The 25527-nt window shown below is 64.9% G+C and carries 23 protein-coding genes; 12 read left to right on the top strand and 11 right to left on the bottom strand.

Annotation, left to right across the window (positions count from 1 at the left end; translation table 11 throughout):
• Positions 1–33: 33 nt before the first annotated feature.
• On the top strand, positions 34–3243 hold the full coding sequence (locus H5V43_RS04985) for an autotransporter outer membrane beta-barrel domain-containing protein (RefSeq protein ID WP_025548076.1): 3210 nt from the start codon (positions 34–36) through the stop codon (positions 3241–3243).
• Positions 3244–3392: 149 nt separating this feature from the next.
• Here H5V43_RS04985 and H5V43_RS04980 read toward each other — a convergent pair whose 3' ends face one another.
• The 6 genes from H5V43_RS04980 to gatC form a co-directional block, all read right to left on the bottom strand.
• On the bottom strand, positions 3393–4013 hold the full coding sequence (locus H5V43_RS04980) for a hypothetical protein (RefSeq protein WP_025548074.1): 621 nt from the start codon (positions 4011–4013) through the stop codon (positions 3393–3395).
• Between the two features lie 9 nt (positions 4014–4022).
• A complete protein-coding gene (locus H5V43_RS04975) occupies positions 4023–5192 on the bottom strand; it encodes a M48 family metallopeptidase (protein ID WP_025548073.1) in 1170 nt (389 codons plus the stop codon).
• Positions 5189–5932 carry a hypothetical protein gene (locus tag H5V43_RS04970; protein WP_025548071.1) on the bottom strand — a complete coding sequence of 248 codons (744 nt, stop codon included), beginning with the start codon at positions 5930–5932 and terminating at the stop codon, positions 5189–5191. The genes H5V43_RS04975 and H5V43_RS04970 overlap by 4 nt, the downstream gene beginning before the upstream one ends.
• Before the next feature lie 131 nt (positions 5933–6063).
• Positions 6064–7560, bottom strand: a complete 1497-nt coding sequence (gatB, locus tag H5V43_RS04965; RefSeq protein WP_099185808.1) for an Asp-tRNA(Asn)/Glu-tRNA(Gln) amidotransferase subunit GatB — start codon at positions 7558–7560, stop codon at positions 6064–6066.
• 120 nt (positions 7561–7680) lie between these two features.
• Positions 7681–9165 (bottom strand): Asp-tRNA(Asn)/Glu-tRNA(Gln) amidotransferase subunit GatA, encoded by a 1485-nt coding sequence (gene gatA / locus H5V43_RS04960; RefSeq protein ID WP_025548069.1) that lies wholly within the window; start codon positions 9163–9165, stop codon positions 7681–7683.
• A 103-nt stretch (positions 9166–9268) separates the two neighbouring features.
• Positions 9269–9556: an Asp-tRNA(Asn)/Glu-tRNA(Gln) amidotransferase subunit GatC gene (gene gatC / locus H5V43_RS04955; RefSeq protein ID WP_025548067.1), complete on the bottom strand. Its 288-nt coding sequence runs from the start codon at positions 9554–9556 to the stop codon at positions 9269–9271.
• A 114-nt stretch (positions 9557–9670) separates the two neighbouring features.
• Between gatC and H5V43_RS04950 the strand changes: the two genes are divergently transcribed.
• Positions 9671–10789, top strand: coding sequence for a DUF3089 domain-containing protein (locus H5V43_RS04950; protein ID WP_025548065.1), 1119 nt, complete (start codon positions 9671–9673; stop codon positions 10787–10789).
• Positions 10790–10791: 2 nt separating this feature from the next.
• The gene (gene ruvX / locus H5V43_RS04945) at positions 10792–11262 is read left to right on the top strand and encodes a Holliday junction resolvase RuvX (protein WP_025548063.1); all 471 of its coding nucleotides are present in this window, start codon (positions 10792–10794) and stop codon (positions 11260–11262) included.
• Between the two features lie 8 nt (positions 11263–11270).
• Here the strand turns inward: ruvX and H5V43_RS04940 are convergent, their stop codons facing one another.
• On the bottom strand, positions 11271–11672 hold the full coding sequence (locus H5V43_RS04940; protein ID WP_025548061.1) for a MerR family transcriptional regulator: 402 nt from the start codon (positions 11670–11672) through the stop codon (positions 11271–11273).
• A 70-nt stretch (positions 11673–11742) separates the two neighbouring features.
• Between H5V43_RS04940 and H5V43_RS04935 the strand changes: the two genes are divergently transcribed.
• Together H5V43_RS04935 and H5V43_RS04930 are read left to right on the top strand one after the other, a co-directional pair.
• Entirely contained in the window at positions 11743–12504 is a 762-nt protein-coding gene (locus H5V43_RS04935) for a MauE/DoxX family redox-associated membrane protein (RefSeq protein WP_037481868.1), read from the top strand.
• 208 nt (positions 12505–12712) lie between these two features.
• Positions 12713–13473 (top strand): IS5 family transposase gene (locus tag H5V43_RS04930; RefSeq protein WP_193666785.1). Its coding sequence is split into 2 segments (ribosomal slippage): positions 12713–13037 and positions 13037–13473, totalling 762 coding nucleotides; the frame shifts between segments, so codons are not numbered across the junction.
• Between the two features lie 18 nt (positions 13474–13491).
• Here the strand turns inward: H5V43_RS04930 and H5V43_RS04925 are convergent.
• The 3 genes from H5V43_RS04925 to serB all read right to left on the bottom strand — a co-directional run bounded on the left by H5V43_RS04925 (position 13492) and on the right by serB (position 16465).
• On the bottom strand, positions 13492–14904 hold the full coding sequence (locus tag H5V43_RS04925; RefSeq protein WP_462708874.1) for a L,D-transpeptidase family protein: 1413 nt from the start codon (positions 14902–14904) through the stop codon (positions 13492–13494).
• A gap of 140 nt (positions 14905–15044) precedes the next feature.
• Positions 15045–15305, bottom strand: coding sequence for a hypothetical protein (locus tag H5V43_RS04920; protein ID WP_025552117.1), 261 nt, complete (start codon positions 15303–15305; stop codon positions 15045–15047).
• Positions 15306–15586: 281 nt separating this feature from the next.
• Positions 15587–16465, bottom strand: a complete 879-nt coding sequence (gene serB, locus H5V43_RS04915; RefSeq protein WP_099185811.1) for a phosphoserine phosphatase SerB — start codon at positions 16463–16465, stop codon at positions 15587–15589.
• Between serB and miaA the strand changes: the two genes are divergently transcribed.
• From miaA to leuA, 7 genes are all read left to right on the top strand, one after another.
• On the top strand, positions 16464–17408 hold the full coding sequence (gene miaA, locus H5V43_RS04910; RefSeq protein WP_025552118.1) for a tRNA (adenosine(37)-N6)-dimethylallyltransferase MiaA: 945 nt from the start codon (positions 16464–16466) through the stop codon (positions 17406–17408). The two genes, serB and miaA, sit on opposite strands and share 2 nt — an antisense overlap.
• A gap of 100 nt (positions 17409–17508) precedes the next feature.
• Positions 17509–19257, top strand: coding sequence for an acetolactate synthase 3 large subunit (locus tag H5V43_RS04905; protein ID WP_025552120.1), 1749 nt, complete (start codon positions 17509–17511; stop codon positions 19255–19257).
• Positions 19258–19267: 10 nt separating this feature from the next.
• On the top strand, positions 19268–19612 hold the full coding sequence (locus H5V43_RS04900; RefSeq protein ID WP_025552122.1) for a hypothetical protein: 345 nt from the start codon (positions 19268–19270) through the stop codon (positions 19610–19612).
• A complete protein-coding gene (ilvN, locus tag H5V43_RS04895) occupies positions 19612–20127 on the top strand; it encodes an acetolactate synthase small subunit (RefSeq protein WP_025552124.1) in 516 nt (171 codons plus the stop codon). The genes H5V43_RS04900 and ilvN overlap by 1 nt, the downstream gene beginning before the upstream one ends.
• 107 nt (positions 20128–20234) lie before the next feature.
• Positions 20235–21320 (top strand): ketol-acid reductoisomerase, encoded by a 1086-nt coding sequence (ilvC, locus tag H5V43_RS04890; RefSeq protein WP_255308861.1) that lies wholly within the window; start codon positions 20235–20237, stop codon positions 21318–21320.
• A 138-nt stretch (positions 21321–21458) separates the two neighbouring features.
• A complete protein-coding gene (locus tag H5V43_RS04885) occupies positions 21459–22082 on the top strand; it encodes a YceI family protein (protein WP_044662032.1) in 624 nt (207 codons plus the stop codon).
• Between the two features lie 382 nt (positions 22083–22464).
• Positions 22465–24138: a 2-isopropylmalate synthase gene (gene leuA, locus H5V43_RS04880; RefSeq protein WP_025549081.1), complete on the top strand. Its 1674-nt coding sequence runs from the start codon at positions 22465–22467 to the stop codon at positions 24136–24138.
• Positions 24139–24192: 54 nt separating this feature from the next.
• Here leuA and H5V43_RS04875 read toward each other — a convergent pair whose 3' ends face one another.
• Positions 24193–25518: a M20/M25/M40 family metallo-hydrolase gene (locus H5V43_RS04875; protein WP_052816690.1), complete on the bottom strand. Its 1326-nt coding sequence runs from the start codon at positions 25516–25518 to the stop codon at positions 24193–24195.
• Between the last annotated feature and the right edge of the window lie 9 nt (positions 25519–25527).

Here is a 25527-nt window from a genome sequence, read left to right as displayed (position 1 = left end):
TCGGAAAGAGGCGCGGCACGCAGAGGAGACATCATGCGCAATCTACTGGCCTGCACGGCCATCGCTCCCGTTCTGGCCGCCCTGACGGTGGCCGATGCGGCGGCGGAAACCACCATCGGTTCTTCCACCACCACCGCCGTCCGCACCTCCACCGTCGCCAATGGCGCCGCGGATGACGTCACGGTCAGTTCCGCAGGATCGATCACGCTGACCGGCGGCACCGCCATCACCCAGGACAGCAACAACAAGGTCAGCAATGCCGGCACGCTCAAGATTTCCGGCGCGGACGGCGCGACCGGCATTCGCGCGGCGGCGGGCACCAGCGGCAACATCACCCATAGCGGCACGATCACGCTGGACGAGGACTATACCCCCACCGACGACGACAAGGACGGCGACCTGGACGGCCCCTTCGCCAAGGGTTCGAACCGCAACGGCATCTGGGTCCAGCCGGGCGCGGCGCATATGGGCAATATCGACAGCAGCGGCACCATCACCATCGAAGGCAATCAGTCCGCCGGCATCCGCATCGACGCGTCGCTGACCGGCAATCTGTCGACCAGCGGCTCCACCAGCGTGGTGGGCGACAATGGCTATGGCGTGCTGGCCAATGCGGTCACCGGCAATGTCACCATCCGCGGAACGACAGCCGTCACGGGCCCCAACAGCACCGGCCTTGCCCTGCAAGGGGACGTGACCGGAGCGGTCAAGATCCAGGGCACGATCACCAGCACCGGTTATCGTTATACTTCGCGTCCGAGCGACGCTTCCAAGCTGGATGCGGACGATCTGCTCCAGGGCGGATCGGCCGTGACGATCGCCGGCAATGTCACGGGCGGCGTCATCTTCGACATTCCACCGACGCTGGACAGCACCAAGCCGGATGTCGACAATGACGGGCTGACCGACGCCAGCGAAGGGTCCGCCGCGATCATCACCTATGGCTCCGCCGCTGCCGTGCGGATCGGTTCGGCCACGGCGGCCACGACCATCGGTCCGGTGGCTGCGGACAGTTCGGGCTATGGCCTGATCGTCAAGGGATCGATTGCCGGATATGGCGTCTATGACGGCGTCAGCGCCAGCGGCCTCGCCATTGGCGGGCTGGGCGGCAATGTCACCCTGACCAAGGGCCTGCTGGTGTCGGGATCGGTCGGCGCCACATCCTATGACAGTAATGCGACGGCCATTCGTTTGGGCAGCGGCGCCACGGCCGACACCCTCCAGATCGGCGGGGCGGTGAGCGCGACCGGCTCCAGCGCCGCCGGCACGTCGGCCCGCGCGCTGGTGATCGACGCAGGCGCGACGAGCCGCGCCATCGTGAACAGCGGCGCCATTTCCGCCACGGCGCTCAGCAGCAAGGATGGCGCGGCCATCGCCATCCTCGATTCTTCCGGCACGGTGTCGTCCCTGTCCAACACCGGCACCATCTCTGCGACTGGAGGCAAGAGCGGATCGAACGTCGCCATCGATATGACCGCCAATGGCAGCGGCGTCGCCCTGACCCAGTCGCTTGCCTCCGCCACGGCAAGCGCGCCGAAGATCACGGGCGACGTGCGGCTGGGATCGGGCAATGACGTCGTGACGGTCTCCGCCGGCAGCATTGCGGGCAATGTCGACCTGGGCGGCGGCAGCAATCGCCTGGCGCTGTCCGGCTCCTCCACCCTGACAGGTAATGTGGCGCTGGGCGGGAACGGTTCCAGCCTTGGCCTGGCGGAAAGCGCGCAGATCAATGGCGGCGTGGATTTCGGCGGCGGCGCCTCGACGCTGACCCTTTCCGGCACCGCCACGCTCAACGGCGCGATCAGCAATGCCGGCAATACCGCCGTCGTGATGAATGGCGGCACCCTCAACGCCGGCAACAAGGGCACGGTCGCGCTCGCCTCGCTGTCAGTGGGCGGGTCCTCCGTCATCGGCGTGACGGTCGACACGGCCAATGGCACCAACACGCTCTACAATGTCGCGGGGGCCGCCAGCTTCGCCAGCGGATCGCAGGTCAAGGCGACCCTGACCAGCGTGGCCGGTTCGGAGGGCGATTATGTCATCGTCCGCGCCGGATCGTTGAGCGGCACGCCCGCCCTCTCCAGCACGACGCTGATCCCCTATATGTTCAAGGGCGCCATCGCCAGCAACGCCGCGACGGGGGAAGTGACGCTGTCGATCGCGGCCAAGACCGTATCCGAACTCGGCCTGACCGGGTCGCAGGCGCGGGCCTATGACGCGATCTTCAACGCGCTGGACAAGGACAGCGCCGTTGCGGGCAGCTATCTTGCCATCACCGACGGCGACACGCTGAAGGCCAATCTGCAACAGATGCTGCCCGACCATGCCGGCGGCACGTTCGAGGCGGTGACCGCCGGTTCGCGCGCGACCGCCCGCATCCTTGGCGATCCGGGCGGCATCTACCGCACGGCTGACGGGCGTCTGGGCTTCTGGCTGCAACAGGTGGCGTTCGGCAGTTCCAAGAGCGTGGGCGACACCGCATCCTACGACATCAACGGCTGGGGGGCGAGCTTCGGCGCGGAATATCTGACGGGGATCGGCGCTCTGGGCGCATCCTTCGCCTATATCCATGGCAGCGACTCTTCGGGCAGCACCGACAATGCGGTGGATTCCGACCAGTTCGAACTGGCGGCGCACTGGCGGGGCGATTTCGGCCCGCTCCAGACCTATGCCCGCTTGTCGGCGGCCCATGTGGATTTCCGGGGCAGCCGCCATTTCGAATCCGGCGACGTCGTGCGCACGGCGGATGGCGACTGGTCGGGCAAGCTTTACTCCGCAACGGCGGGCGGCTCCTATGAGATGCGCTTCAACCGCTTCACCCTGCGTCCGGCGGCCAGCATCGATTATTACCGCCTGAAGGAGGACGGCTATGGCGAGACGGGCGGAGGCGCTGCCTTTGACCTGATCGTCGACGGCCGCACCAGCGACGAATTGACCGCCAGCGGCAATGTCACCGTCGGTTACGATTTCGGCAGCCTCAATCGGGAGGATGGCTGGATGCGGTTCGAGCTGGAGGGTGGACGGCGCCAGATCATCGGCGGATCACTGGGCGACACCACCGCCCATTTCGCCGGTGGCGAGGACTTCACCCTGATCTCGGACAAGCGCACCAGCGGGTGGACCGGCCGCGCCCGGCTGATCGGCGGCACCGAAACTTTCCGCGTCGGCGGCGAATTCGGGGCGGAGGAACAACAAAATCATGTCGCCCTCTCCCTCCGGGCGACGGTTAACTTCATCCTGTGACGTCCTAGCAGTGAATTGGCGGGCCACACCCCACAGACCCTCCCGGCCCGCCGATCCGCCATGACATGAGCCGGTTCCCAACGGTGTCATGGCTGTAAAGGAAGGGGCGCTGCCTTCCCCCGGCAGCGCCCCTTTTCGCTATCCCCCCGTCAGCGCCGCGCAAGAGCGGGAGGGGTTTCGAGGCGGGCCGAGGACCATATCTGTCGAAAGGCTGGAACGTCCCGATCGAAATAGAGAATGGCCGGCGCGTCGAACGTCACCAGGTACAGCCTGCCCTTGACGATGGCGCCCACCGCTTCGCCGCTGCGCGACACATCCTCCATCTGCTTTCGGAAACTGTAGGAAAAGCGCACGCCCTTTTCGCCCAGAAATGTCGCAGGCTCGATGGCGGTCATCGAAAAGAGCGTCGTCCCAAGCGCGATGCGATAACTATTTTCCAGCAGCGCAGGAATATCGGTCAGCAACATGGTCGAGGAAAAGCGCGGCAGCGGCCTGGTCTTCCTGCTCACCTCCCGAAACAAGGTCCGCCCGGTTTCGATACTGTAGAAATTGACGCCGTTCAGATCGTCACCGTCCAGCGTCCATGTCTCCGAATTGCGGCCCGGACGGGCGGACAGGCGGTTCCACTCCCGGTCCGGCGTGACGGTCAGGGTCGATTTGGCCACGGCAACGGACGTCCCCGCCGGCATCAGGGCATTGTCAGCCATCAGCGGCTGCGCCATCAGAACCGCGCAGATCACGGCCAGAAAAGATGAAATTCGTTTCGCCATGAGAAAATCCTATTCGCCGGTCATCGTCTGGAGCATGGGAATATCGGCCGCCTGGGGACGCAGCCGGATGTAATTCTTGAGCGCATCCGCGCCTTCGGTCCGCTGATGGTTGCGCATCAGGCACAGTCCCAATCCGCGCCAGCCCTCCGCCAGGCCGGGGTCGGCCGCGAGCGCCGATCGGTAGAAATCGGCCGCCGCCGCCAGATCGCGCGGATTGCCGCGCTGGCGGTACAGTTCGGCCCGCGCGAACAGCAGAGGCGCGGTCCAATGCTCCCCCGCCAGCGACGACAACAGATATTCCGTACCGCCGAAATCGTTGAGCTTCATCTGGTCGGACAGAAAATCCGGCAGCCATTTGGCAAGCGCCGCCGAATAGCTTTCCGCGCCCTCCGGCTTGGCCGCGACATCGGCGGACAGGGCCGCGAGATAGGTCGCGCGATCGAGATTGGTCGGATGGGTGGAGAAGAAGGCGACACGATCATAGCGTTGGCTGCGCTGTTTGCGCCCCAGCGCGGTCGCATCCGCCTCATCCATGAGCCGCTGCCAGACATGCGCCGCCGCCTGCGCCGAATAAGGGGACTGGATCGCATATTTGAGCGAGAGCAGGTCGGCCTGTTTTTCCTGATCGCGGCTGAACTGGAAGAATGAGCCGACCGCCGCCTGCTGCACGGTCGCGCCATATTGACCCAGAAAGGCCGCCCAGGCGGCGATGTCGGTCGCTGAACGTTGCCTCCGGAAGCCTGAAAGGCTGTGTCGCAGCTCGAAATGAGCGAACTCATGGCCGAGTATCGCCGCTAGTTCCGCCTCGCTTCGAACCCGCAGCAGGAGCCCGCTCCAGACCTGCATCGTGCCGTTGGGGGCCATATTGGCGTTGAAGGATGCGACCCGGACCAGATAGATGCGCACGCCCCGACATCGGTCCTGACCCACAGCCCGGCACAGGACGCCAGCCACATAGGCCTGCAGGGCCGGGTCGTCGATGAGGAATTTGGAGTCGCGCAGTTCCCGCTCATCCTCGTCGGCCAGCATCCACAGGCCACGCTCGTCCGTCCCTTGCGGCTGATAGGCCTGGCTGTAGGGCGGAAGATCGGCCGGCCCGGGGGCCGCCACCGCCGCCACCGCCGCTACCGGCAGAGTCAAGGCCAGCAGCGCCATTGCCCGCAACAACGCGCCCGTCATTGGGCGGCAGCGGCAAGGCTGGGGGTGCTGCCGGGGAAATCCTCCAACAACTGCGTTACGCGGCGGCGGGCACCCTCCATGGTCCGGACATCGCCGCCCATCTGCAGGTCCGCATTGAGCCAGAGCAGGTCCCCGCTGGCAAGGTCCACCAGACCTGCAAAGCCCTTATGCTGGCCGGAGGTGATGCCGACGCCGCCCATGGCCGCGAACAGCTGGAAAATCTTCCGCCCGGTCGATCCGAACTGGTCTTCCGTAAAGATGAACAGCCCATAGCGCGCGCCCGAGCGGGCAGCGAGCGCGGATACGCCGGGCCCCAGCGTCCAGTCGAACGCCGCGCCTTCGCGCTTCTTCGTTGGCAATCGATTGCCGGGGAAGAACTGGAATTCGATCACCGATTGCGCGACGATGCCGAAGAGCGACTGATATTCGGCGAGGCTTTCGGCCTGCTGTCCCACAGGATCGGCCGAACCGACAATCTCATTGCCCAGACGCTGCTGCGCTTCCGCCAGGGCCAGATCCAGATTGTCCCGCGCCTGTTGCGTCCAGTCGGCATTGGGTTCGAACATGCCCGCAGTCGACTGGCTCCCAACCGTCACCCTGGGCCTGAACAACAGGATTTTGGTCGAATTCGGATCGAGCAGGAAGCCCTGCCGCACGGCGGACTTTTCCTGCGCCATGACGGCCGGCGACAGGCAGCCGAGCAAAAGGCACAAAATGGCGTGGCCGAACGCAAATCGCATGAATGTTCCCCCTGCACACAGCCAAGTCCCCCGACTCATGGCGGCTGTTGCTCAAGGGCTTAGCAAAGAGAACATCTTAGGTACAGATCGAACGATGCCTGCCGGAACAGACATCGTTCATAATGGACCAATCAGGCCAGCGCCTTCCTGATCAACTCATTCACCACCTGCGGATTGGCCTTGCCCTGCATGGCCTTCATCGTCTGACCGACGAAGAAGCCGAACAGCGCCTCCTTGCCCGCCTTATACTGTTCGACCTTGTCCGCATTGTCGGCCAGCACCTTGGCGACCGCGGCCTCGATGGCGCCGGTGTCGCTGGTCTGCTTCAGCCCCTTTTCCTCAACGATCCTGGGCGCGCTGTCGCCGGTTTCGAGCATGATCTCGAACACCTGCTTGGCGATGGTGCCGCTGATCGTGCCGTCGGCAATGAGGGCCAGCAGTTCCGCGCCCTCTTCCGGGCTGACGGGGCTTTCCTCCAGCGTCTTGCCCAGGCGGTTGAGCGCGCCGTAAAGCTCCGACAGCAGCCAGTTGGCGGACGCCTTGGCGACCTCGCCCTCGCTCTTCTTCTGGATGCGCGCGCCTTTGGCCAGCAGCGCCTCGAACCAGCGCGCGGTGTCGGCGTCAGCGGTCAGCGTCGCGGCATTATAAGCGGAAAGGCCCAGCGCCTGCTCGTAGCGCTGGCGCTTGGCGTCAGGCAATTCAGGCAGCGACTGGCGGCATTCCTCCAGGAAGGCATCGTCCAGTTCCAGCGGCAGCAGGTCGGGATCAGGGAAATAGCGATAGTCATGCGCGTCTTCCTTCGACCGCATGGAGCGCGTTTCATTCTTGTCCGGGTCGTAGAGCCGGGTTTCCTGCACCACCTTGCCGCCGGCCTCCAGCACGTCCACCTGACGGCTGGCCTCATGTTCCACCACGGCCATGACGAAGCGGACGGAATTGACATTCTTCGTTTCGGTGCGAGTGCCGAAGGGTTCGCCCGGCTTGCGGACGGAGACGTTGACGTCCGCGCGCATCGAGCCCTGATCCATATTGCCGTCGCAGGACCCCACATAGCGCAGGATCGTGCGCAGCTTCGACAGATAGGCGCCAGCCTCCGCAGGCGAGCGCATGTCCGGCTTCGACACGATTTCCATCAGCGCCACGCCCGAACGGTTCAGGTCGACATAGGACCGCGTCGGATGCTGGTCGTGCATCAGCTTGCCTGCGTCCTGCTCGACATGGATGCGCTCGATGCCGATCGTCTTGACCTGCGCATCGGGGTTCTTCTCGTCCAGGCTGATCTCGATCGCGCCCTCGCCCACCAGCGGGTGGTAGAGCTGGCTGATCTGGTAGCCCTGCGGCAGGTCCGCGTAGAAATAGTTCTTCCGGTCGAAACGCGACCATTTGTTGATCTGCGCCTTGATCGCCATGCCGGTGCGCACCGCCTGGCGGATGCACTCGCGGTTGGGCACGGGCAGCATGCCGGGCATGGCCGCGTCGACCAGGCTCACCTGCGTGTTCGGCTCCGCGCCGAAAGCGGTGGCCGCGCCGGAAAAGAGCTTCGCCTGGCTCGTCACCTGCGCATGGACTTCCAGGCCGATCACGACCTCCCACTCGCCGGTTGCGCCCTGGATGCGATATTCACTCATGTTTCTTTTTCCGTTCGGGCTGAGCCTGTCGAAGCCCAGTCCTTTCTTGAAGAGAAGTTAGGCCCTTCGACATTGCAAGGAGACAAGCGGCTCCTTTCAACAGGGCGAACGGTGTTTTCTTTACCACCATTTCTCCGGCCGCGCCGCAAAGCCCGCGCGTTCCTCGATCGCGAGGCCCGCGTTCAGCACGGTCTGCTCGTCCAGCGCCTTGCCGATGATCTGAAGCCCCAGCGGCAGCCCTTGCGCGTCCAGCCCGCCCGGCACCGCCATCGCCGGCAGTCCCGCCAGCGAAGCCGGCACGGTGAAGACGTCGTTCAGATACATGGCCAGCGGATCGGCCTGCTTCTCGCCCAGCGCGAAGGAGGCGCTCGGCGCGGTCGGCGTCAGCAGCAGGTCGCATTTCTCGAAGGCCTGGTCGAAATCGCGGGCGATCAGCGCTCGGACCTTCTGCGCCTGCGTATAATAGGCGTCGTAGAAGCCCGCCGACAGCACATAGGTGCCGATCATGATGCGGCGCTTGACCTCCGGCCCGAAACCGGCGGCGCGGGTCGCGGCATACATGTCCTGCAGGCCCGCCCCATCGGGCAGGTCGCGCTGGCCGTAGCGCACGCCGTCATAGCGGGCGAGGTTCGAGGACGCCTCCGCCGGGGCGATGATATAATAGGTCGGCAGCGCGTACTTCGTATGCGGCAACGACACTTCGACAACCTCGGCGCCCGCATCCTTCAGCCATTCGATGCCGCGATCCCACAACGCCGCAATTTCGGCGTTCAGGCCATCGGGGCGATACTCCCTGGGAATGCCGACCTTCTTGCCCCGAAGGTCGCTCGAAAGGCTGGCTTCCCACTGCGGCACGGCCAGATCGAGCGACGTCGAATCCTTGGGATCGAAGCCCGCCATGCTTTCCAGCAGGATCGCATTGTCGCGCACCGTCCGCGCCATCGGCCCGGCCTGATCCAGCGAAGAAGCGAAGGCCACGATGCCCCAGCGGGAGCAGCGGCCATAGGTCGGCTTGATCCCCGAAATGCCGGTGAAGGCGGCGGGCTGGCGGATCGAGCCGCCCGTGTCGGTGCCGGTCGCCGCCGGGCAGAGCCGCGCCGAAATCGCCGCCGAAGAACCGCCCGAGGAACCGCCGGGCGCCAGCGCGGCATTGTCGCCGCCGCCCCGCCGCCAGGGCGAGATCACATTGCCGTAATAGCTGGTCTCGTTGGAAGAGCCCATGGCGAACTGGTCGAGGTTGAGCTTGCCCAGCATGCCCGCGCCCGCGTCCCACAGCTTCTTCGAAACCGTGGATTCATAGGTGGGCTTGAAGCCTTCGAGCATGTGGCTCGCGGCGGTCGTCTGCACGCCTTCGGTGCAGAACAGATCCTTCATGCCGATCGGCACGCCCGAAAGCGGCTTCAACGCCTCGCCCGCAGCCCTCGCCCTGTCGGCGGCGTCGGCGGCTTCCTGCGCCTTTTCCGGCGTTTCCACGATGAAGGCGTTCAGCGCCTTGGCGGCGGCGACATTGGCATTGAACGCCGCCGCCACTTCACGCGCCGAAAAGTCGCCCGCGCGGAAACCGTCGCGGATTTCCGCGACCGTCAGATCAGTAAGGTTGGTCATACCCAAATTTCCGTTCGCCCTGAGCCTGTCGAAGGGCCGCACTTCTCTTCAAGAAAGGACTGGGCTTCGACAAGCTCAGCCCGAACGGGTGAAAGATTCCCACTCATTCGATAACTTTGGGAACCGCGAAGAAGCCATGTTCGGCCTGCGGCGCATTGGCCAGCACCTTGTCGCGAACATTGCCGTCGGTGACGACATCGTCGCGCAGGCGCAGATGATTGGGGATGACAGCGGTCATCGGCTCCACGCCGGTCACGTCCACCTCGCCCAATTGCTCCACCCAGCCCAGGATGTTGTTGAGTTCGGGCACCATCGCCTCCGCTTCGGCGTCAGTCACCGAAATGCGCGAAAGGCTGGCGATCTTTTTCACGGTCTGAAGGTCTATCGACATGGCCCCGCCGCTACCACCCGGCCACGCCCGCTTCAAGTCCCGATCCTCCGAGACCTTGCGCACGCTCGCGGCTTACGCCAGACAGAAACAGTCCATCACTAGGGAGAGCAATCCTTGGCCCGCAAGTTCCTCTATGTCGTAACCGGCCTGATCGTGCTGGTGATCGCGGCATTGCTGGCCTATCGCATCTGGGGGATGCAGATGATCCGCGCGGTCATGGTCCCTCGGGAAGCCTTCGCGCAAATCGAACCGCTCCCCGCCAACGCCTATGACGATCCGAAGATGTGGATCGCCCGGCCCGACATCGTGAAGGACAACCCCGCCCTGTGGACTCCCGAAGGCGTGAAGGACGCACCGTCGGCGGAAAAGGCGACGGTCTTCTTCATTCACCCGACCTCCTACATCACCACGCTGGGCGACGCGCATTGGAACATGCGGCTGGATGACCAGGAATCCCTCGCCACCGCGCGGCGCTTCGTGCAGAACCAGGCGAGCGCCTTCAACGCGGCGGGTTCCGTCTGGGCGCCTCGCTACCGCCAGGCCAATTACGGGGCGTTCCTGACCGACAAGCCGGCTGGCGAGCAATCCCTCGCCGCAGCCTATCGCGATGTTGCGCAAGCCTTTGCCGCATTCCTGAAAGCCAATCCCGAAGGTCCGCTGATCCTCGCGGCCCATAGCCAGGGGTCGCTCCATCTGCTCAAACTGTTGCGGGAGCAGGTCGCCGGCAAGCCGGTCGCCGACCGCATCGCCGCCGTCTATGCCGTGGGCTGGCCGATTTCGGTAGAGGCCGACCTGCCCGCGCTTGGACTTCCCGCCTGCGCGCGGCGGCAGCAGTCGCATTGCATCGTGAGCTGGCAAAGCTATGCCGAACCAGCCGATCCGTCGGCGGTGATCGAAAATTTCGAACGCAAGCCGAGCTTCACCGGCAGGCCGCACAAGGGCACGCACATGCTCTGCACCAATCCCATCACCGGCGCCTTCAACGGGGCCGCGCCCGCCAGCGCCAATCGCGGCACGCTGGATGCGCGGGATGCCGACAAGCCGACCCGGCTGGTTCCCGGCATCGTCCCCGCCCGCTGCGACACTAGCGGCGTGCTGATGATCGGCGAGCCGGTGGACATGGGGCCCTTCACCTTGCCGGGCAATAATTATCACGTCTATGACTATGCGCTGTTCTGGGCCGATGTGCGCGAGGATGCGAAACAGCGGCTGGCCGCCTTTCTGAAGAAATAGACATGTCCATTCTTACCGCCGACCGCGCGGTTTTCCGCGAAGCCCTGCCCCATGGCGGCCGCCTGATCGGGCTGGATGTGGGCAGCAAGACGATCGGCCTTGCGCTGTGCGATGCGGGATGGTCGATCGCCAGCCCGGCCCATACCGTCAGCCGCGGCAAGTTCACCAAGGACAAGGTCGCGCTGGCGGCGTTCATGGAACAGCAATTGGTGAAGGGCGTGGTGATCGGCCTGCCGCTCAACCTGGACGGCAGCGAATCCCCGCGCAGCCAGGCAAGCCGCGCCTTCGCCCGGAACATCGCCGACCTCGGCCTGCCGATCCTGCTGTGGGACGAGCGCTGGTCGACGCAGGCGGTGACGCGGACGCTGCTGGAGGCGGATGCCAGCCGCGCGCGGCGGGGTGAACTGGTGGACAAGCTCGCCGCGAGTTACATCCTGCAGGGCGCTATCGACGGGCTGATGGCCGGCTTCTGAGCCCCCTCCTACTCCTCAAAGGCGGAGATGATCGGGCAAGGGCCCTCCTGCGAGGCATGGCATGCGCTGGCAAGTCGCCGCAGGCTGTCCCGTGCCGTCTCCAGTTCCGCGATCTTCTGGTCCAGCGCCGCCAGCCGCTCCGCCGCCAGTTCACGCGCCCGCGCGCGGTCCTGCCCCGCATCCAGCCGCAGCAACTCCCCGATCTGGTCCAGCGTGAATCCGGCCGCCTGCGCCGAACGGATGAACCTCAGACGCCGTACATCCTCCTCGCCATAGCGACGCACGCCGCCCGCAAGACCGGCGCCTTCCGGCCGGTCGGGTATATCCAGCAGGCCGCGCCGCTGATAGAAGCGTATGGTCTCGACGCCGACGCCGCCCGCGCGCGCCAGACCGGAAATCGTCATCGTCATGCTTGACTCCGGACCGTGGTACGGACCCCATATGGGGTGCGAAGCGAACCTCTCAAGAGAAAGCGATGCGATGACCACAGTGGCCGCCTCCACCCAAATTCCGGGCAAAGCCGTCCTTTACCGCATGGTGATGCCTGGCCACATCTGCCCCTTCGGACTCAAGGCCAGATGGCTGCTGAAGCGCAAGGGTTATGAGGTCGAGGATCACTGGCTTACCAGCCGCGAAGAAACCGACGCCTTCAAGGCCGCGCACAATGTCGGAACGACGCCGCAGATCTTCATCGACGGGCAAAGGATCGGCGGCCATGACGATCTTCGCCGCCTTTTCGGCCTGACGGTCGCCGATCCGCAGGCGAAAAGCTACAGGCCGGTCCTCGCCGTCTTCGCGGTCGCGGCCCTGCTTGCCCTGTCGACCAACTGGCTGACGGAGATGCCGCTCATCGGCATCATGACGGCGGAACGCTTCATCGCGATCTCCATGATGCTGCTCGCCATGCTGAAATTGCAGGATGTGGACCGCTTTGCGACCATGTTCCTGAATTACGACCTGCTCGCCCGCCGTCTTGTCCCTTATGGATATGTCTATCCCTTCCTTGAACTCGGTGCAGGCGTGCTGATGCTGGCGGGTGCGCTCGAATGGCTGTCGATCCCCGTGGCGCTCTTCATCGGCGGGATCGGTGCGGTTTCGGTTTTCAAGGCCGTCTATCTCGAAAAGCGCGAACTCAAATGCGCCTGCGTCGGCGGCAGCGGCAACGTGCCGCTGGGTTTCGTCTCCCTGACGGAGAATGTCATGATGGTCGCCATGGCGCTGTGGATGCTGGCCGCGCATTGACCGAAATCGGCTGGAGCGCGCTGCGTCAGGTCGGACGCCGGTCGCGCGCTCCAGATTTCTGATGCCGCAGCGTTTCAGGCAAAAACCGGTTCCCACCCTTCGACAGATTCAGGACAGGCTTTCCGCACGATGCTCTAGGCCGTAGTGACATTTTAGGGATTCACGACGGTTTGGATTTGTGCTTCAAGGCTGGCTTTTGGAGGCTGGCGTGGAAGGCGAAGTGCTGCGGGATGATCAGTGGGAGCGGCTGCGGGAGTTCGTTCCGGGCGGGCGCAAGGGCAAGCGCGGTCCTCGCAGTGACGGACGGTTGTTTCTTGACGCCTTGCTCTGGCTGGCGCGTTCAGGGGGACGCTGGCGCGATCTACCGGAGAAGTTCGGTCCCTATCAGACCGCCAAGCGGCGTTATTATCGCTGGGTTGAGCAAGGCGTGATCGACCGGATCTTCGAGGCTGTGTCGGATGATCCCGACATCGAATGGCTGGCGATCGATGCGACGGTGATCCGCGCCCAGGCCCAGGCGGCTGGGGCACGGGTAAAAAGGGGGGCGCTCAAGCCCAGGCTCTCGGGCGCTCGCGAGGCGGGTTCGGCACCAAGATCCATGCCGTAGTCGATGCCTTGGGCTTGCCGATCCGCTTCATCCTCGGCCCCGGACAGCAAAACGACATGGCGCCCGCCTGCGATCTGATCCGCGGCATCCCGGCTGGCAAGGTGCTGGCTGATCGTGCCTATGACGCCGACAGTTTGCACGATCTCATCTACGAGCAAGGCGGCGAGCCGGTCATCCCACCTCGCCGACATTGCAAATATCAGCACCACTATGATCGCATCGCCTACAAACAGCGTTGGGGCATCGAGGGCTTCTTCGCCAAGCTCAAGCAGTGGCGCCGTATCGCAACACGCTATGACAAACTCGCTGCAAACTTCCTCGGCTTCGTCAAACTCGCCAGCATCATGCTATGGCTCAAATGATTAAATCGTCACTACTGCCTAGATGCCGTCGCGCCCATAGACGTCGGGCATGAACTGCACCCCGCCCGCGGTGGGCACGGCGGTCAGATAGGTCAGATAGACCGGCACGGGCTGGGGCAGCGGCACATGCTGTTCCGGCTTGTCGCTGTCGGGTTTCAGCGGCTTGCCGAAGAACCAGCGGCCCAGCCTTTGCGCATCCTCCAGCCGCACGCAGCCATTGCTGAACTGCCGCGCCGGCTTCGCCAGAAGGTCGCGCGATGGCGTGTCGTGCAGGTATATGCCAAGATCGTTGGGGAACATGAACTTGACCTTCCCCATGGCGTTGTCGCCGCCGGGAAGCTGACGCACGCGCAATTCGGTGCGCCCGTCGGCCACCGCGCGCCAGTCGATCGCGGCCGGCTCCAGCTTTTGCGCATTGGCGCTCCAGTCGGAAAGCGCTTCATAGCGCAGCTTCGTCAGCGAGGCGCCGTTCAGCATTCGCGGCGCGAGTTTCCGCTCGACCAGGTCGGACGGCACGTTCCAATAGGGATTGAGCGTCGCATAGCGCACCATGCCCGCCATCATCGGCGTCTGGCTTTCCTTCGCGCCGACGACCACCTTCATCGTGCCGTCCTGCACGCCCTTGCTGAAATACCAGAGGCGGGCGGAGGCCGCATCGACCACCACATGCCGCACCTGCGGACCGGGCAGCAGCCGCGTGCGTTCCAGATTGAGCGCGATCAGCCGGTCATAATAGTCATCGCCCCGGTTCAGCGCGGCGATGGTCGCAGCGCCCGCGACACCGTCCGGCTTCAGGCCATGATCGCCCTGAAACGCCTTCACCCTTGCGACAAGCGCCTTGTCATAGGCGGTTCCGCCCTCCAACCCCAGGCGGCGGCGCAGCGCCACGGCGCCAGCCTTCATGCCGGGGCGCAGCTTCCCATCGGTCGGCACCGGCACTTGCGGCAGTCCGCCCCAACGCCTTGCGAAAGTCGCCCGGGCGTCGCGCAGCTTCACGTAAAAGGGGCTCATCCAGCCGGACGAACGCACATAGTCGACAAAGGACGGCGCGACTGCGGCGGCGCGCAGAATCTCCTTCGGTTCCTCATCCTTCGGCTCCACCTCCGGATCGAGATAGCGCACCTTCACCTTGCGCGAGGGTTTGCGCATGTCGCTCACCAGCGCGGCGAAGGCCTTGGACAAGGCGATGTCCGCCCGCGCCAGCAGCCGGGGATCGCCGTTCGCATCGGCCTCCTTCATCAGGGCCTTGAGTTCGCGCGGTTCATAATCCCTGGGTTTCAACCCATCCGCATCGGCCCCCTCGATCAATGCGATCAGGGCATCGGCTTGCGGCCCGACCCTGCCCTTTTCGATCCAGAGCGGCCAATAACCGCGCGGGGCGTAGAAATCCCTCAGCTTGCCGCCCACAGACGAGCGGATTTCCGCCGCCACGCTGGTGCGCTGGGAGTCCGCAACCGCGCCGGGCTGCGCAATGGCCTGTCCGGGCCAGGCCGTCAGCAGAAGCGCGGGAAGCAGGGCGGCACGGAGGAAAGGGGCGCGGCAAAGGCGCCGCGCCCGGACAACTGCGTTTATCAGCCGCGTTCTCCGCGACGGGAGGGCGGCGGAGGCGGCGGCGGCGGCGGACAGGGCGGTCCCTGAATCTCATGATACATGCCGTCGGGCGAATAATAGCCATCGACGATGCCGTCGCCATTACGGTCTGCCGCGACAGTGCCGCTGATCGCGCCCGGGCCGACCGGCGGCGCGGGGGCGATGGGTTCGTCCCTCGTCGACGCGCATGCGCTCAATGCGAGCGCCGTGCCGCCGAGAAGTGCCAATAGCCTGATTTTCATACCCTCTCCCTTGGCGCTGCGAGGACCGTGCGCCGGTTAGAATGTGGACGCTGCGGGTTGCAGCGCGAGTGTAACGACCGGCGGTCAGATTCGATTCCATTACCGCTGCGCAATGACGACGAGCCGTGCCCAGGCAACGGTTAACCGAGCCGGGCTGCGATGCTCCCGCCGTCCCGAGCCCGCCATGCTCCTGCAAAGGCAGGAGCCCGGTTCAGGCGGCAGGACGGGCTCGAACCACTCGCCTTACCGGGCCCCTTCAACAAGAGCAGGTCGCGCCAGGATCAAATCCCGACCCACTCCGCCGAAGCAATACCCTGCGCATAGAGCAGCACGGACAAATCGCCATGCACGATCTCCGCCGCCGCCGCTTCGCGCGTCTTGGGCTTGGCGTGATAGGCGACCCCCAGCCCGGCCCCCTGGATCATCGGAATGTCGTTCGCCCCGTCGCCCACGGCCAGGGTCAACGCGCGGTCGATCCCGCCCTCTATCGCTGCCTCCAGTTCCGCCCGCTTGCGCGCCGCATCGACGATCGGCACCGTCACCGTGCCCAGCAAGGCCCCGTCCGCGATCTCCAGCACATTGGCGACGGCGGCATCGAAGCCGATCTCCTCCGCCACCGGTCCGGTGAAGCGCGTGAAGCCGCCCGATACCAGCAGCGTCCTCGCTCCCCTCGCCTTCATCGTGCGCACCAGGGCACGGGCGCCGGGCATGATCTTCACCCGCTCGGCCCTGCACTGGTCGATGGCCGCGTCCGCCAGCCCCTTGAGCAAGGCAACCCGTTCGTGCAGCGCGCCGGCGAAGTCGAGTTCGCCCCGCATCGCCCGCTCGGTGATTTCCGCGATCTGCGCCTTGATCCCGGCATAGTCGGCCAGTTCATCGATGCATTCGACCGTGATCATGGTGGAGTCCATGTCGGCGATCAGCAGCTTCTTCTCCCGCTCCCCCACCGGTTGGACGATCACATCCACGCGGTCGCCAATGCCGGTCAGCGCGGCGCGCGCGGCAATCGGATCAAGCCCAAAGAAAATATCCGCCGCCTTGCCCTCGTCCAGCCACTTGCTATCCACCGGCGTGCAACCCGCCGTGGCGAGCCGGCCGGCAGCCTCGGCAATATTGTCCTGACTCAAGGCGCCACTTGCCACTAAGGTCGCAACGAACATGGAAACTCCTGACACTTCACAGGGCGAATCCCGCCCGCGCGTGGCGCTTATTGCCGGGCCCACCGCCAGCGGCAAGAGCGCGCTTGCGGTTCGCTTGGCCCGCGCGGCGAACGGCATCGTCATCAACGCCGATGCGAGCCAGGTCTATGCCGACCTCCAGATCCTCTCGGCCCGCCCCAGCTTGGAGGAAATGGCCGGTATCCCGCACCGCCTGTTCGGCCATATCGACGGCGCGGAAGCCTGCACCGCCGCCCGCTGGGCCGCCGAAGCCCGCGATGAAATCGGCAAGGCGCATGAGGCCGGACGGCTCCCCATATTGGTCGGCGGCACCGGGCTCTACCTGCGCACCCTGCTGGACGGCATCGCCCCGGTCCCGGACATCGACCCCGCCGTCCGCGCAGCCACCCGCGCCTTGCCAGTGGCGGAGGCCCATGCCGCGCTGGCGAAGGAAGACCCCGCCGCCGCCGCCCGCCTCGCCCCCGCCGACACCAGCCGCGTCGCCCGCGCTCTGGAGGTGGTCCGCTCGACCGGCCAGCCCCTGTCCGAATGGCAGCGGCGCAAAAGCGGGGGCATAGGCCCGCACGTCGCTCTTTCGCCCATGATCCTGCTGCCTCCGCGCGACTGGCTGATCGCGCGCTGCGACCTGCGATTCGGGCAGATGGTGGACGGCGGCGCCGTAGCGGAAGTCGAGGCGCTGCTCGCCCGCGACCTCTCTCCCGACCTGCCGGTGATGCGCGCCATCGGCGTACCGGAAATCGCCGCCTGGATGGCAGGGCAAATCGACCGGGAGACCATGATGGAACGCGGCCGGATCGCCACCCGCCAATATGCGAAACGGCAATATACCTGGTTTTCGCGCCAGCCTCCGCCCGAATGGCCTCGAGAGGCGCGACAGATTGATGTGGAAATTGTCGATGAATTGGCAATAAAATTACAACGATAACTATTGACTTGCCATTTTATGTCCAATAGACGCAGCCGCCTTGCCATCCTTCCGCTTCTGGAGCAGAGGGCGCAGCAATTATCGAATGGAAGGAGCCATCGTGGCCGAAAAGAGCGGCGCGGACATATTGGTTGAGTGCCTGATCGACCTGGGGGTCGAGGTCGTGTTCGGCTATCCGGGCGGCGCGGTGCTGCCCATTTATGACGCACTCTTCAATCATCCGAAGATCCGCCATGTGCTCGTTCGCCACGAACAGGGCGCGACCCATATGGCGGAAGGCTATGCCCGTTCCACCGGCAAGCCCGGCGTCGTGCTCGTCACGTCCGGCCCCGGCGCGACCAATGCCGTCACCGGCATCACCGACGCGCTGATGGATTCGATCCCGATGGTCGTCATCACCGGGCAGGTTCCGACGCAGCTCATCGGCACGGACGCTTTCCAGGAAGCGGACACGGTCGGCATCACGCGCCACTGCACCAAGCACAACTATCTGGTGAAGTCGCCCGGCAAGCTGGCGAGCGTCGTCCATGAGGCGTTCCACATCGCCACCACCGGCCGCCCCGGCCCGGTCGTCATCGACATTCCGAAGAATGTCCAGATCGCCACCGCGCCTTACAGGAAGCCGGAAAGCTTCGAACATGCCAGCTACCGCCCGCAGACCGAGGCGGACCCGGCCGCCATCGCCAGCGCGGTCGAGATGCTGGCGGCTGCGGAGCGTCCGATCTTCTACACCGGCGGCGGGGTCATCAACTCTGGTCCCGAAGCCTCGACCCTGCTGCGCGAGATCGCCGCGCTGACCGGCGCGCCCGTCACCTCGACGCTGATGGGCCTGGGCGCCTTTCCCGCTTCGTCCGGCCAATGGCTTGGAATGCTGGGCATGCACGGCACCTATGAAGCCAATTGGGCGATGAACAAGGCGGACCTGATCGTCTGCGTCGGCGCCCGTTTCGACGACCGCGTGACGGGCCGTCTGGACGCCTTCGCCCCGCATGCGAAGAAGATCCACATCGACATCGACCGCAGCTCGATCAACAAGACGGTCGAGGTCGACCTGCCGATCATCGCGGACGTCGGCAATGCCCTGGCGGACATGATCGCACTCTGGAAGGATCGCGGGCACAAGGCGGCGGACCTTGGCGAATGGTGGGCGCGGATAGACGGCTGGCGCGCGCGCAACAGCCTCGCCTATCCGGAAAGCCGCGAAGAGATCATGCCGCAGGAGGCGATCGCCCAGCTCTACAAGGCCTCGCGATCGGCCAGTGACGTCATCATCACCACCGAAGTCGGCCAGCACCAGATGTGGGCCGCCCAGCATTTCGGCTTCGACGCGCCCAATAAATGGCTGACCTCCGGCGGCCTCGGCACCATGGGCTACGGTTTCCCGGCCGCCATCGGCGCGCAACTGGGCAATCCGGACAGTCTGGTGGTCTGCGTCGCGGGCGACGCATCGATCCAGATGAACATCCAGGAAATGGGGACGGCCAGCCAGTATCGCCTGCCGGTCAAGATCTTCATCCTCAACAATGAATATATGGGCATGGTCCGCCAATGGCAGGAACTGACCTATGAAAGCCGCTATTCCAACAGCTATTCCGACAGCCTGCCCGATTTCGTGAAGCTGGCGGAGGCCTATGGCTGGACCGGCATCCGCATCGAGGGGCCGCAGGAACTGGAGGCGGGCATCCGCCAGATGATCGACACGCCCGGTCCGGTGATCGTGGACTGCCGCGTGGCGAAGCTTTCCAACTGCTTCCCGATGATCCCGTCGGGCGCGGCGCATACCGACATGCTGCTCGACCCCAGCCAGGTCGAAGGCGTCATGTCGGACGAGGCGAAAGCGCTGGTGTGAGGATGGCGGCGTGACGCAACATCTGAAGCTCCGCATCCATGTGAGCGAACCTTTCGATTTCGAACGGTTGGCCGGCAGGTCCGAACTGACCGGCTGGACGGTGGATCATGCCGATCCGGAGAATGGGGATTGGGAAGTCCATCTGGACGCGGGCTTCGATTTTCACGAACGCCACATCGGCCGCCTGCTGGTCAGCCCGCGCTATGTGGGCGAGCATCTGGCGCGGATGTTCGATGCGATCGCGGGCTTCCCGGTGCGGATCGCCCATCGCGACGACGGCGCATGGCACTACGCCTTCACGGGCATGATTTCAGAGCGCCATGAGCGCGAAGAACCGGACAACGGAAGCATCTGATGCATATTCAGGAAGAGATTAGCGAGCGGCATGTCCTGTCGCTGACGGTTTCGAACGAGGCGGGCATATTGGCGCGCATCGCGGGCCTGTTCACCGCGCGCGGCTATAATATCGACAGCCTGACCGTGGCCGACATCACCCCCGACCATGCGATCAGCCGCATCACCATCGTCACCAGCGGCCCGCCCAAGGTGATCGACCAGATCATCGCCCAGCTCGAACGGCTGGTGCCGGTGCACAAGGTGACCGACCTTACCGACAACGGCCCCTTCGTCGAACGCGAACTGGCTCTGGTCAAGGTCGCGGGTACGGGCGAGGACCGGATCGAGGCGCTTCGCCTGGCCGACGTCTTCCGCGCGAAGGTGGTCGACACGACGATCGAGAGCTTCATCTTCGAGATCACGGGCACCACCGACAAGATCGACAATTTCGTCGGCCTCATGCGGCAGATCGGCCTGGTGGAGGTCGGCCGCACCGGAGTCGTCGGCCTGATCCGCGGCAAGGAGCCGAACTGAAGAAATCACCCCTCTCCCGCCGGGAGAGGGAGGTCGAAAAGAGTCATCTGCCTCTTTTCGACGCCGCAAAGCGATGGGAGGGTGAGGGCGGTCCCCTCGCCGCGCAGGTGGTCCCCCTCACCGCAAATCTCGGCTCCGCAAGGCGCCACCCGAACGGAAAGAAGGAACGTCAAATGAAGGTTTATTACGATCGCGACGCCGACATCGGCCTGATCAAGGGCAAGAAGGTCGCCATTCTGGGCTATGGCAGCCAGGGCCACGCCCATGCGCAGAATCTGCGCGATTCCGGCGTTGCCGAAATCGCCATCGCGCTGCGCTCCGGTTCGCCCAGCGCCAAGAAGGCCGAAGGCGCGGGTTTCAAGGTGCTGCCCAACGCCGAAGCGGCCGCCTGGGCCGACGTGCTCATGATCCTGGCGCCCGACGAGCATCAGGCCGCCGTCTATGCCGCCGACATCCACGCCAATCTGCGCCCCGGCGCCGCACTGGCCTTCGCGCACGGCCTCAACGTGCATTTCGGGCTGATTGAGCCGCGCAAGGACGTCGACGTCATCATGATCGCGCCCAAGGGCCCGGGCCACACCGTCCGCGGCGAATATCTGCGCGGCGGCGGCGTGCCCTGCCTGATCGCCGTTCATCAGGACGCGACCGGCAATGCCCATGACATCGCCCTCTCCTACGCTTCGGGCGTCGGCGGCGGCCGCTCCGGCATCATCGAAACCAACTTCCGCGAGGAATGCGAAACCGATCTGTTCGGTGAGCAGGCCGTGCTGTGCGGCGGCACCACCGCACTGGTCCAGGCCGGTTTCGAAACGCTGGTCGAGGCCGGCTATTCCCCGGAAATGGCCTATTTCGAATGCCTCCACGAACTGAAGCTGATCGTCGACCTGATGTATGAAGGCGGCATCGCCACCATGCGCTATTCGATCTCGAACACCGCCGAATATGGCGACATCAAGACCGGCCCGCGCATCATCACCGAAGAGACGAAGAAGGAAATGAAGCGCGTCCTGGCCGACATCCAGTCGGGCCGCTTCGTCAAGGACTTCGTGCTCGACAACCGCGCCGGCCAGCCGGAACTCAAGGCAAGCCGCATCGCTTCGCAGCGTCACCCGATCGAGGAAACCGGCGCGAAGCTGCGCGCCATGATGCCCTGGATCGGCGCCAACAAGCTGGTCGACAAGGACAAGAACTGAAAGCCGCCCGCCATCCCGGCAACGGGGTGGTAGGTAGCCGATCCGGTAACCCTTTGTTTCCGGTTACGGCTCTGGAACAATCAAGGGACGTCGCTTATCGTAGCGGCGTCCCTTGATCGCTTTCGGAGATTATCCTTCATGCGCAAATATCTGATCCCCGCCGCCGCCCTTGTCGCCCTTGCCGGCGGCAGCGCCGTCATCGCCCAGCAGATGCCGCCCGCCCCCGGCGCGAAGGACGCCACGCGCGTGACCGGCGGCACCTATACGATCGATCCCGGCCACACCCAGATCCTCTTCGCCTATGACCATATGGGCTTCACCAACAATCTGGGCGTCATTTCCGAATCGACCGGCACGCTGACGCTCGATCCGAAAAACCCCTCGGCCGCCAAGGTTTCGGTCGAGGTTCCGGTGACGAACCTCAAGACCGGCATCGCCAAGCTCGACGAACATCTGATGAAGCCGGAATTCTTCGACTCCGCCAAATTCCCCAAGGCGACCTTCGTGTCGACGGGCGTGAAAGCGCAGGGCAACGAGGCGGAAATCACCGGCAACCTGACCATCAAGGGCATTACCAAGCCGGTGACGCTGGACACCGAATTCTACGGCGCGGGCAAGGCGCCGGCGATGATGGGCGGCAAGGAAAATGCCGGCTTCGTCGCCACGACCACGATCAAGCGCAGCGATTTCGGCATGGGCTATGGCGTGCCGATGGTCGGTGACGCCGTGGAACTGAAGATCGTCGTCGCTTTCCAGAAATAAGCCACGGGCACGAATGACAATCCCCCTCCCGCCCGCGGGAGGGGGTTGGGCAGGGCGCGAGCGAAGCGAGCTTCTTCGCTAACCGGTCGACGCGCCGGTGACGCCGCGCCCCTCCCCACTCCTTCCGCAATCGGGAGGAGCGAGGGCCTGTGTCCTCCCCCTTGCGCTTGCCGGTCGATTCGGGCTATGGCGCTCCCATCATGCAGCGCGCGCTTCTTCCCCTGCTACGACTTACACGCCCTTAGGCGTGGTTTTTGTGCTGCTCTTCGCTTGAATGACGCGGCAATCCGCCTAAGGGCATAATCAAGCAGATAGTCGTACCACCGGGCAGGCCGCAATCCTTTGGACAGGCTCGCCCGTATGCAGAGAAGCCATTTTCGTCATGATGCTGACCGATCCCTCGCTGAAATACCGCCCCTTCCCTCAGGTCGACCTGCCGAACCGCCAGTGGCCGTCGAACGTCATCACCGCCCCGCCGCGCTGGCTGTCGACCGACATGCGCGACGGCAACCAGTCGCTGATCGACCCGATGAATGCGGAAAAGAAGCGCCGCTTCTTCGACCTGCTGGTGAAGGTCGGCGTCAAGGAGATCGAGGTCGGGTTCCCAAGTGCTGGCGCGACCGAGTTCGACTTCATCTCCGGCCTGGTGCGCGACGGCGCGATCCCCGACGATGTGTTCCCTCAGGTGCTCACGCAAGCGCGCGAAGACCTGATCGCCACCACCTTCGAATCCCTGCGCGGCGCGAAGAAGGCCATCGTCCACGTCTATAACGCCGTATCCCCCGCCTGGCGCAACATCGTGTTCCAGATGGACCGGCCGCAGATCAGGGACATCGCGATCACCGCCGCGAAGCTGCTGCGCGACAATGCGGCGAAGCAGCCCGACACCGACTGGCATTTCGAATATTCGCCGGAAACCTTTTCCACCGCCGAGCTGGATTTCAGCCTGGAATGCTGCGAAGCGGTGATGGAAATCCTCCAGCCCACGCCGGAGCGTCCGCTGATCCTGAACCTGCCCGCCACGGTAGAGGCGGCGACGCCCAATATCTATGCCGACCAGATCGAATGGATCTGCCGCAACATCAGCAAGCGCGACAGCGTCGTCATCTCGCTGCACACCCATAATGATCGCGGCACCGGCGTGGCGGCGGCGGAACTGGGCCTGATGGCGGGCGCGGATCGCGTCGAAGGCTGCCTGTTCGGCAATGGCGAGCGCACCGGCAATTGCGACCTGGTGACCGTGGCGCTCAACATGTACACGCAGGGCATCAACCCCGGCCTGGATTTCAGCGACATCGATGAAGTCATCCAGACCGTCGAATATTGCAACCAGTTGCCCGTCCACCCGCGCCATCCCTATGCCGGCGAACTGGTGTTCACCGCCTTTTCCGGCAGCCATCAGGACGCCATCAAGAAGGGCTTCGCCGCGCAGGAAGCGCGCAACGACCAGATCTGGGACGTGCCCTATCTGCCGATCGACCCCAAGGATCTGGGCCGCGATTACGAAGCGGTGATCCGGGTGAACAGCCAGTCCGGCAAGGGCGGCGTCGCCTGGGTGCTGCAACAGGACAAGGGGCTGAAGCTGCCCAAGCGCATGCAGGCCGATTTTTCGAAGGTCGTGCAGGCGCTGGCCGACGAAAGCAGCCGCGAACTGAACGCCGCCGACATCTGGACCGCCTTCGAAACCCATTATCGCCTGACGGGCGAACAGCCCTACAGCCTGATCGACTATCATGAGAGCGGCGCGGCGGGCGACCGCATCTTCACCGGCAAGATCACGCACAAGGGTGGCGAACGGAGCATTTCCGGACGCGGCAACGGCCTGATCTCCTCGGTTCTCGCGGCGCTGCGCGATGAACTGGGGGTCGATCTGGAGGTCGCCGACTATAGCGAGCATGCGATCGGCGCGGGTACGGATGTCGCGGCGGCCGCCTATGTCGAATGCCGCACCCCCGATGGCCGGACCATCTTCGGGATCGGCACGGATACGGATGTCGCCACGGCTTCGGTTCAGGCGGTGCTGTCCGCGGCCAACAGCGTCGCCACGCAGCGCTGAACGACCGACCTGCAATGGGCTCCTGCAAAGGCGGGAGCCCATGGGGAAGACGATCTACCCCGCCAGGGCCTTCACCATCCGCTCCCACTGGTCGAGCGCTTGCCGTATCCCCGCCACCGGCACGCGTTCGTTCAGCCCATGGGCAAAGCCGTCCTCGCCGCGCTGGAACAGGCTGGAAACGCCATAGCTCGGCACCCCCAGCGCCCGGAAATAGAGGCTGTCCGTCGCCCCCGCCGACATGGATGGTATGACGGGAATATCCGGATAGCGGGCCGAAACCGCTTCCTTGACCGCTTTCACCACATCCTCACGGAGCGGTGAGGCATCGCTCGCCTGCGGGTCGTCCAGCGTGGTGATCCTTGCGTCAGGATCGTCAATGGCCTGCGCCAGTTCCGCCTTCACGGCATCCACCGCGATGCCGGGAAAGATGCGGCAGTTGACGTCGACCTTCGCGCTTTGCGGCAGCGCGTTGAGCGCGTGGCCCGCCTGCGCCATGGTGGCGACGCAGGTCGTCCGCACCTGCCCCACAAATTCGGGATAGTCCGACAGCAGGTCGGCCGCCTTCCGGTCCCCCGTCTCGGCATAGCGCCGCATCGCCTCACCCACGGCCCCGCCGATCCGCTCCGCCGAAAGGGCCAGCGATGCCCTGGTCAGTTCATTGCGCATCGGCGCGAAGCGATAGGCGGCGATGCGGTCGATCGCCCGCGCCAGCCGATAGATCGGGTTGCCCGGCGTCGGCGCGCTGCTGTGGCCGCCCGCATCGGTGAAGGCGATCTCGAAATCCGCATAGCTTTTCTCGCCAGCCTGCAATTGATAGAGCACCGCCCGTCCGCCCTCGTCCAGCAGCCCGCCACCGCCATCTCCGTTCAGCAGCAGTTCGGCGTCCTTATATTTCTCCGCCAGCGCCCTGCTCGTCCGCATATGGGTTTCCTCGTCGCCCGACAGCAGCAGGGTGACGGTCCGCCGCGGTCGCCAGCCTTCCTTCTTCAGGCCCATCAACGTCGCCACCATGATGGCGACATCATATTTATTGTCCTCCGCGCCGCGCCCGAAAATATAGCCATCCTCCTCGACCGGCAGGAATGGATCGCGCGTCCAGTCCGCCGGATTGGCGGCAACCACATCCATATGGCCGATCAGGAGCAGCGGCCTGAGCTGCGGATCGCTGCCGCGAATGGTCGCGGCCAGGCTCGCCGTCTCACCCATCGGCGTGATCTCCACATCCCCCGCCGCAAATCCCGCCTGCTGCAGCAGCGAGGCATAATAGGCGGCGAGGCGGGGCACCTGCCCCTCTCCCTCCACCGTGCGGAACGCAATGGATCTGACGAGAACGTCCTTGGCCAATGCCGGGTCGCCGGCGGCCTGCGCGGGGTGCGGCAGGAACAGCAC

This window comes from Sphingobium fuliginis (genome assembly GCF_015074805.1).
GTDB classification, from domain to species: Bacteria; Pseudomonadota; Alphaproteobacteria; order Sphingomonadales; family Sphingomonadaceae; genus Sphingobium; species Sphingobium fuliginis.
This window is presented reverse-complemented; position numbering and strand designations above follow the sequence as displayed.

Excerpts from the sequence above, each read along its gene's own strand:
- H5V43_RS04885 (WP_044662032.1), top strand. The coding sequence starts at position 21,459 with ATGCGCAAATATCTGATCCCCGCCGCCGCCCTTGTCGCCCTTGCCGGC.
- gatB (WP_099185808.1), bottom strand. The coding sequence starts at position 7,560 with ATGAGTGAATATCGCATCCAGGGCGCAACCGGCGAGTGGGAGGTCGTG.
- gatC (WP_025548067.1), bottom strand. The coding sequence starts at position 9,556 with ATGTCGATAGACCTTCAGACCGTGAAAAAGATCGCCAGCCTTTCGCGC.
- serB (WP_099185811.1), bottom strand. The coding sequence starts at position 16,465 with ATGTTCGTTGCGACCTTAGTGGCAAGTGGCGCCTTGAGTCAGGACAAT.
- ruvX (WP_025548063.1), top strand. The coding sequence starts at position 10,792 with ATGTCCATTCTTACCGCCGACCGCGCGGTTTTCCGCGAAGCCCTGCCC.
- H5V43_RS04980 (WP_025548074.1), bottom strand. The coding sequence starts at position 4,013 with ATGGCGAAACGAATTTCATCTTTTCTGGCCGTGATCTGCGCGGTTCTG.
- H5V43_RS04975 (WP_025548073.1), bottom strand. The coding sequence starts at position 5,192 with ATGACGGGCGCGTTGTTGCGGGCAATGGCGCTGCTGGCCTTGACTCTG.
- H5V43_RS04970 (WP_025548071.1), bottom strand. The coding sequence starts at position 5,932 with ATGCGATTTGCGTTCGGCCACGCCATTTTGTGCCTTTTGCTCGGCTGC.
- H5V43_RS04985 (WP_025548076.1), top strand. The coding sequence starts at position 34 with ATGCGCAATCTACTGGCCTGCACGGCCATCGCTCCCGTTCTGGCCGCC.
- H5V43_RS04940 (WP_025548061.1), bottom strand. The coding sequence starts at position 11,672 with ATGACGATGACGATTTCCGGTCTGGCGCGCGCGGGCGGCGTCGGCGTC.
- H5V43_RS04920 (WP_025552117.1), bottom strand. The coding sequence starts at position 15,305 with ATGAAAATCAGGCTATTGGCACTTCTCGGCGGCACGGCGCTCGCATTG.
- leuA (WP_025549081.1), top strand. The coding sequence starts at position 22,465 with ATGATGCTGACCGATCCCTCGCTGAAATACCGCCCCTTCCCTCAGGTC.
- miaA (WP_025552118.1), top strand. The coding sequence starts at position 16,464 with ATGGAAACTCCTGACACTTCACAGGGCGAATCCCGCCCGCGCGTGGCG.
- H5V43_RS04935 (WP_037481868.1), top strand. The coding sequence starts at position 11,743 with ATGACCACAGTGGCCGCCTCCACCCAAATTCCGGGCAAAGCCGTCCTT.
- gatA (WP_025548069.1), bottom strand. The coding sequence starts at position 9,165 with ATGACCAACCTTACTGATCTGACGGTCGCGGAAATCCGCGACGGTTTC.
- ilvN (WP_025552124.1), top strand. The coding sequence starts at position 19,612 with ATGCATATTCAGGAAGAGATTAGCGAGCGGCATGTCCTGTCGCTGACG.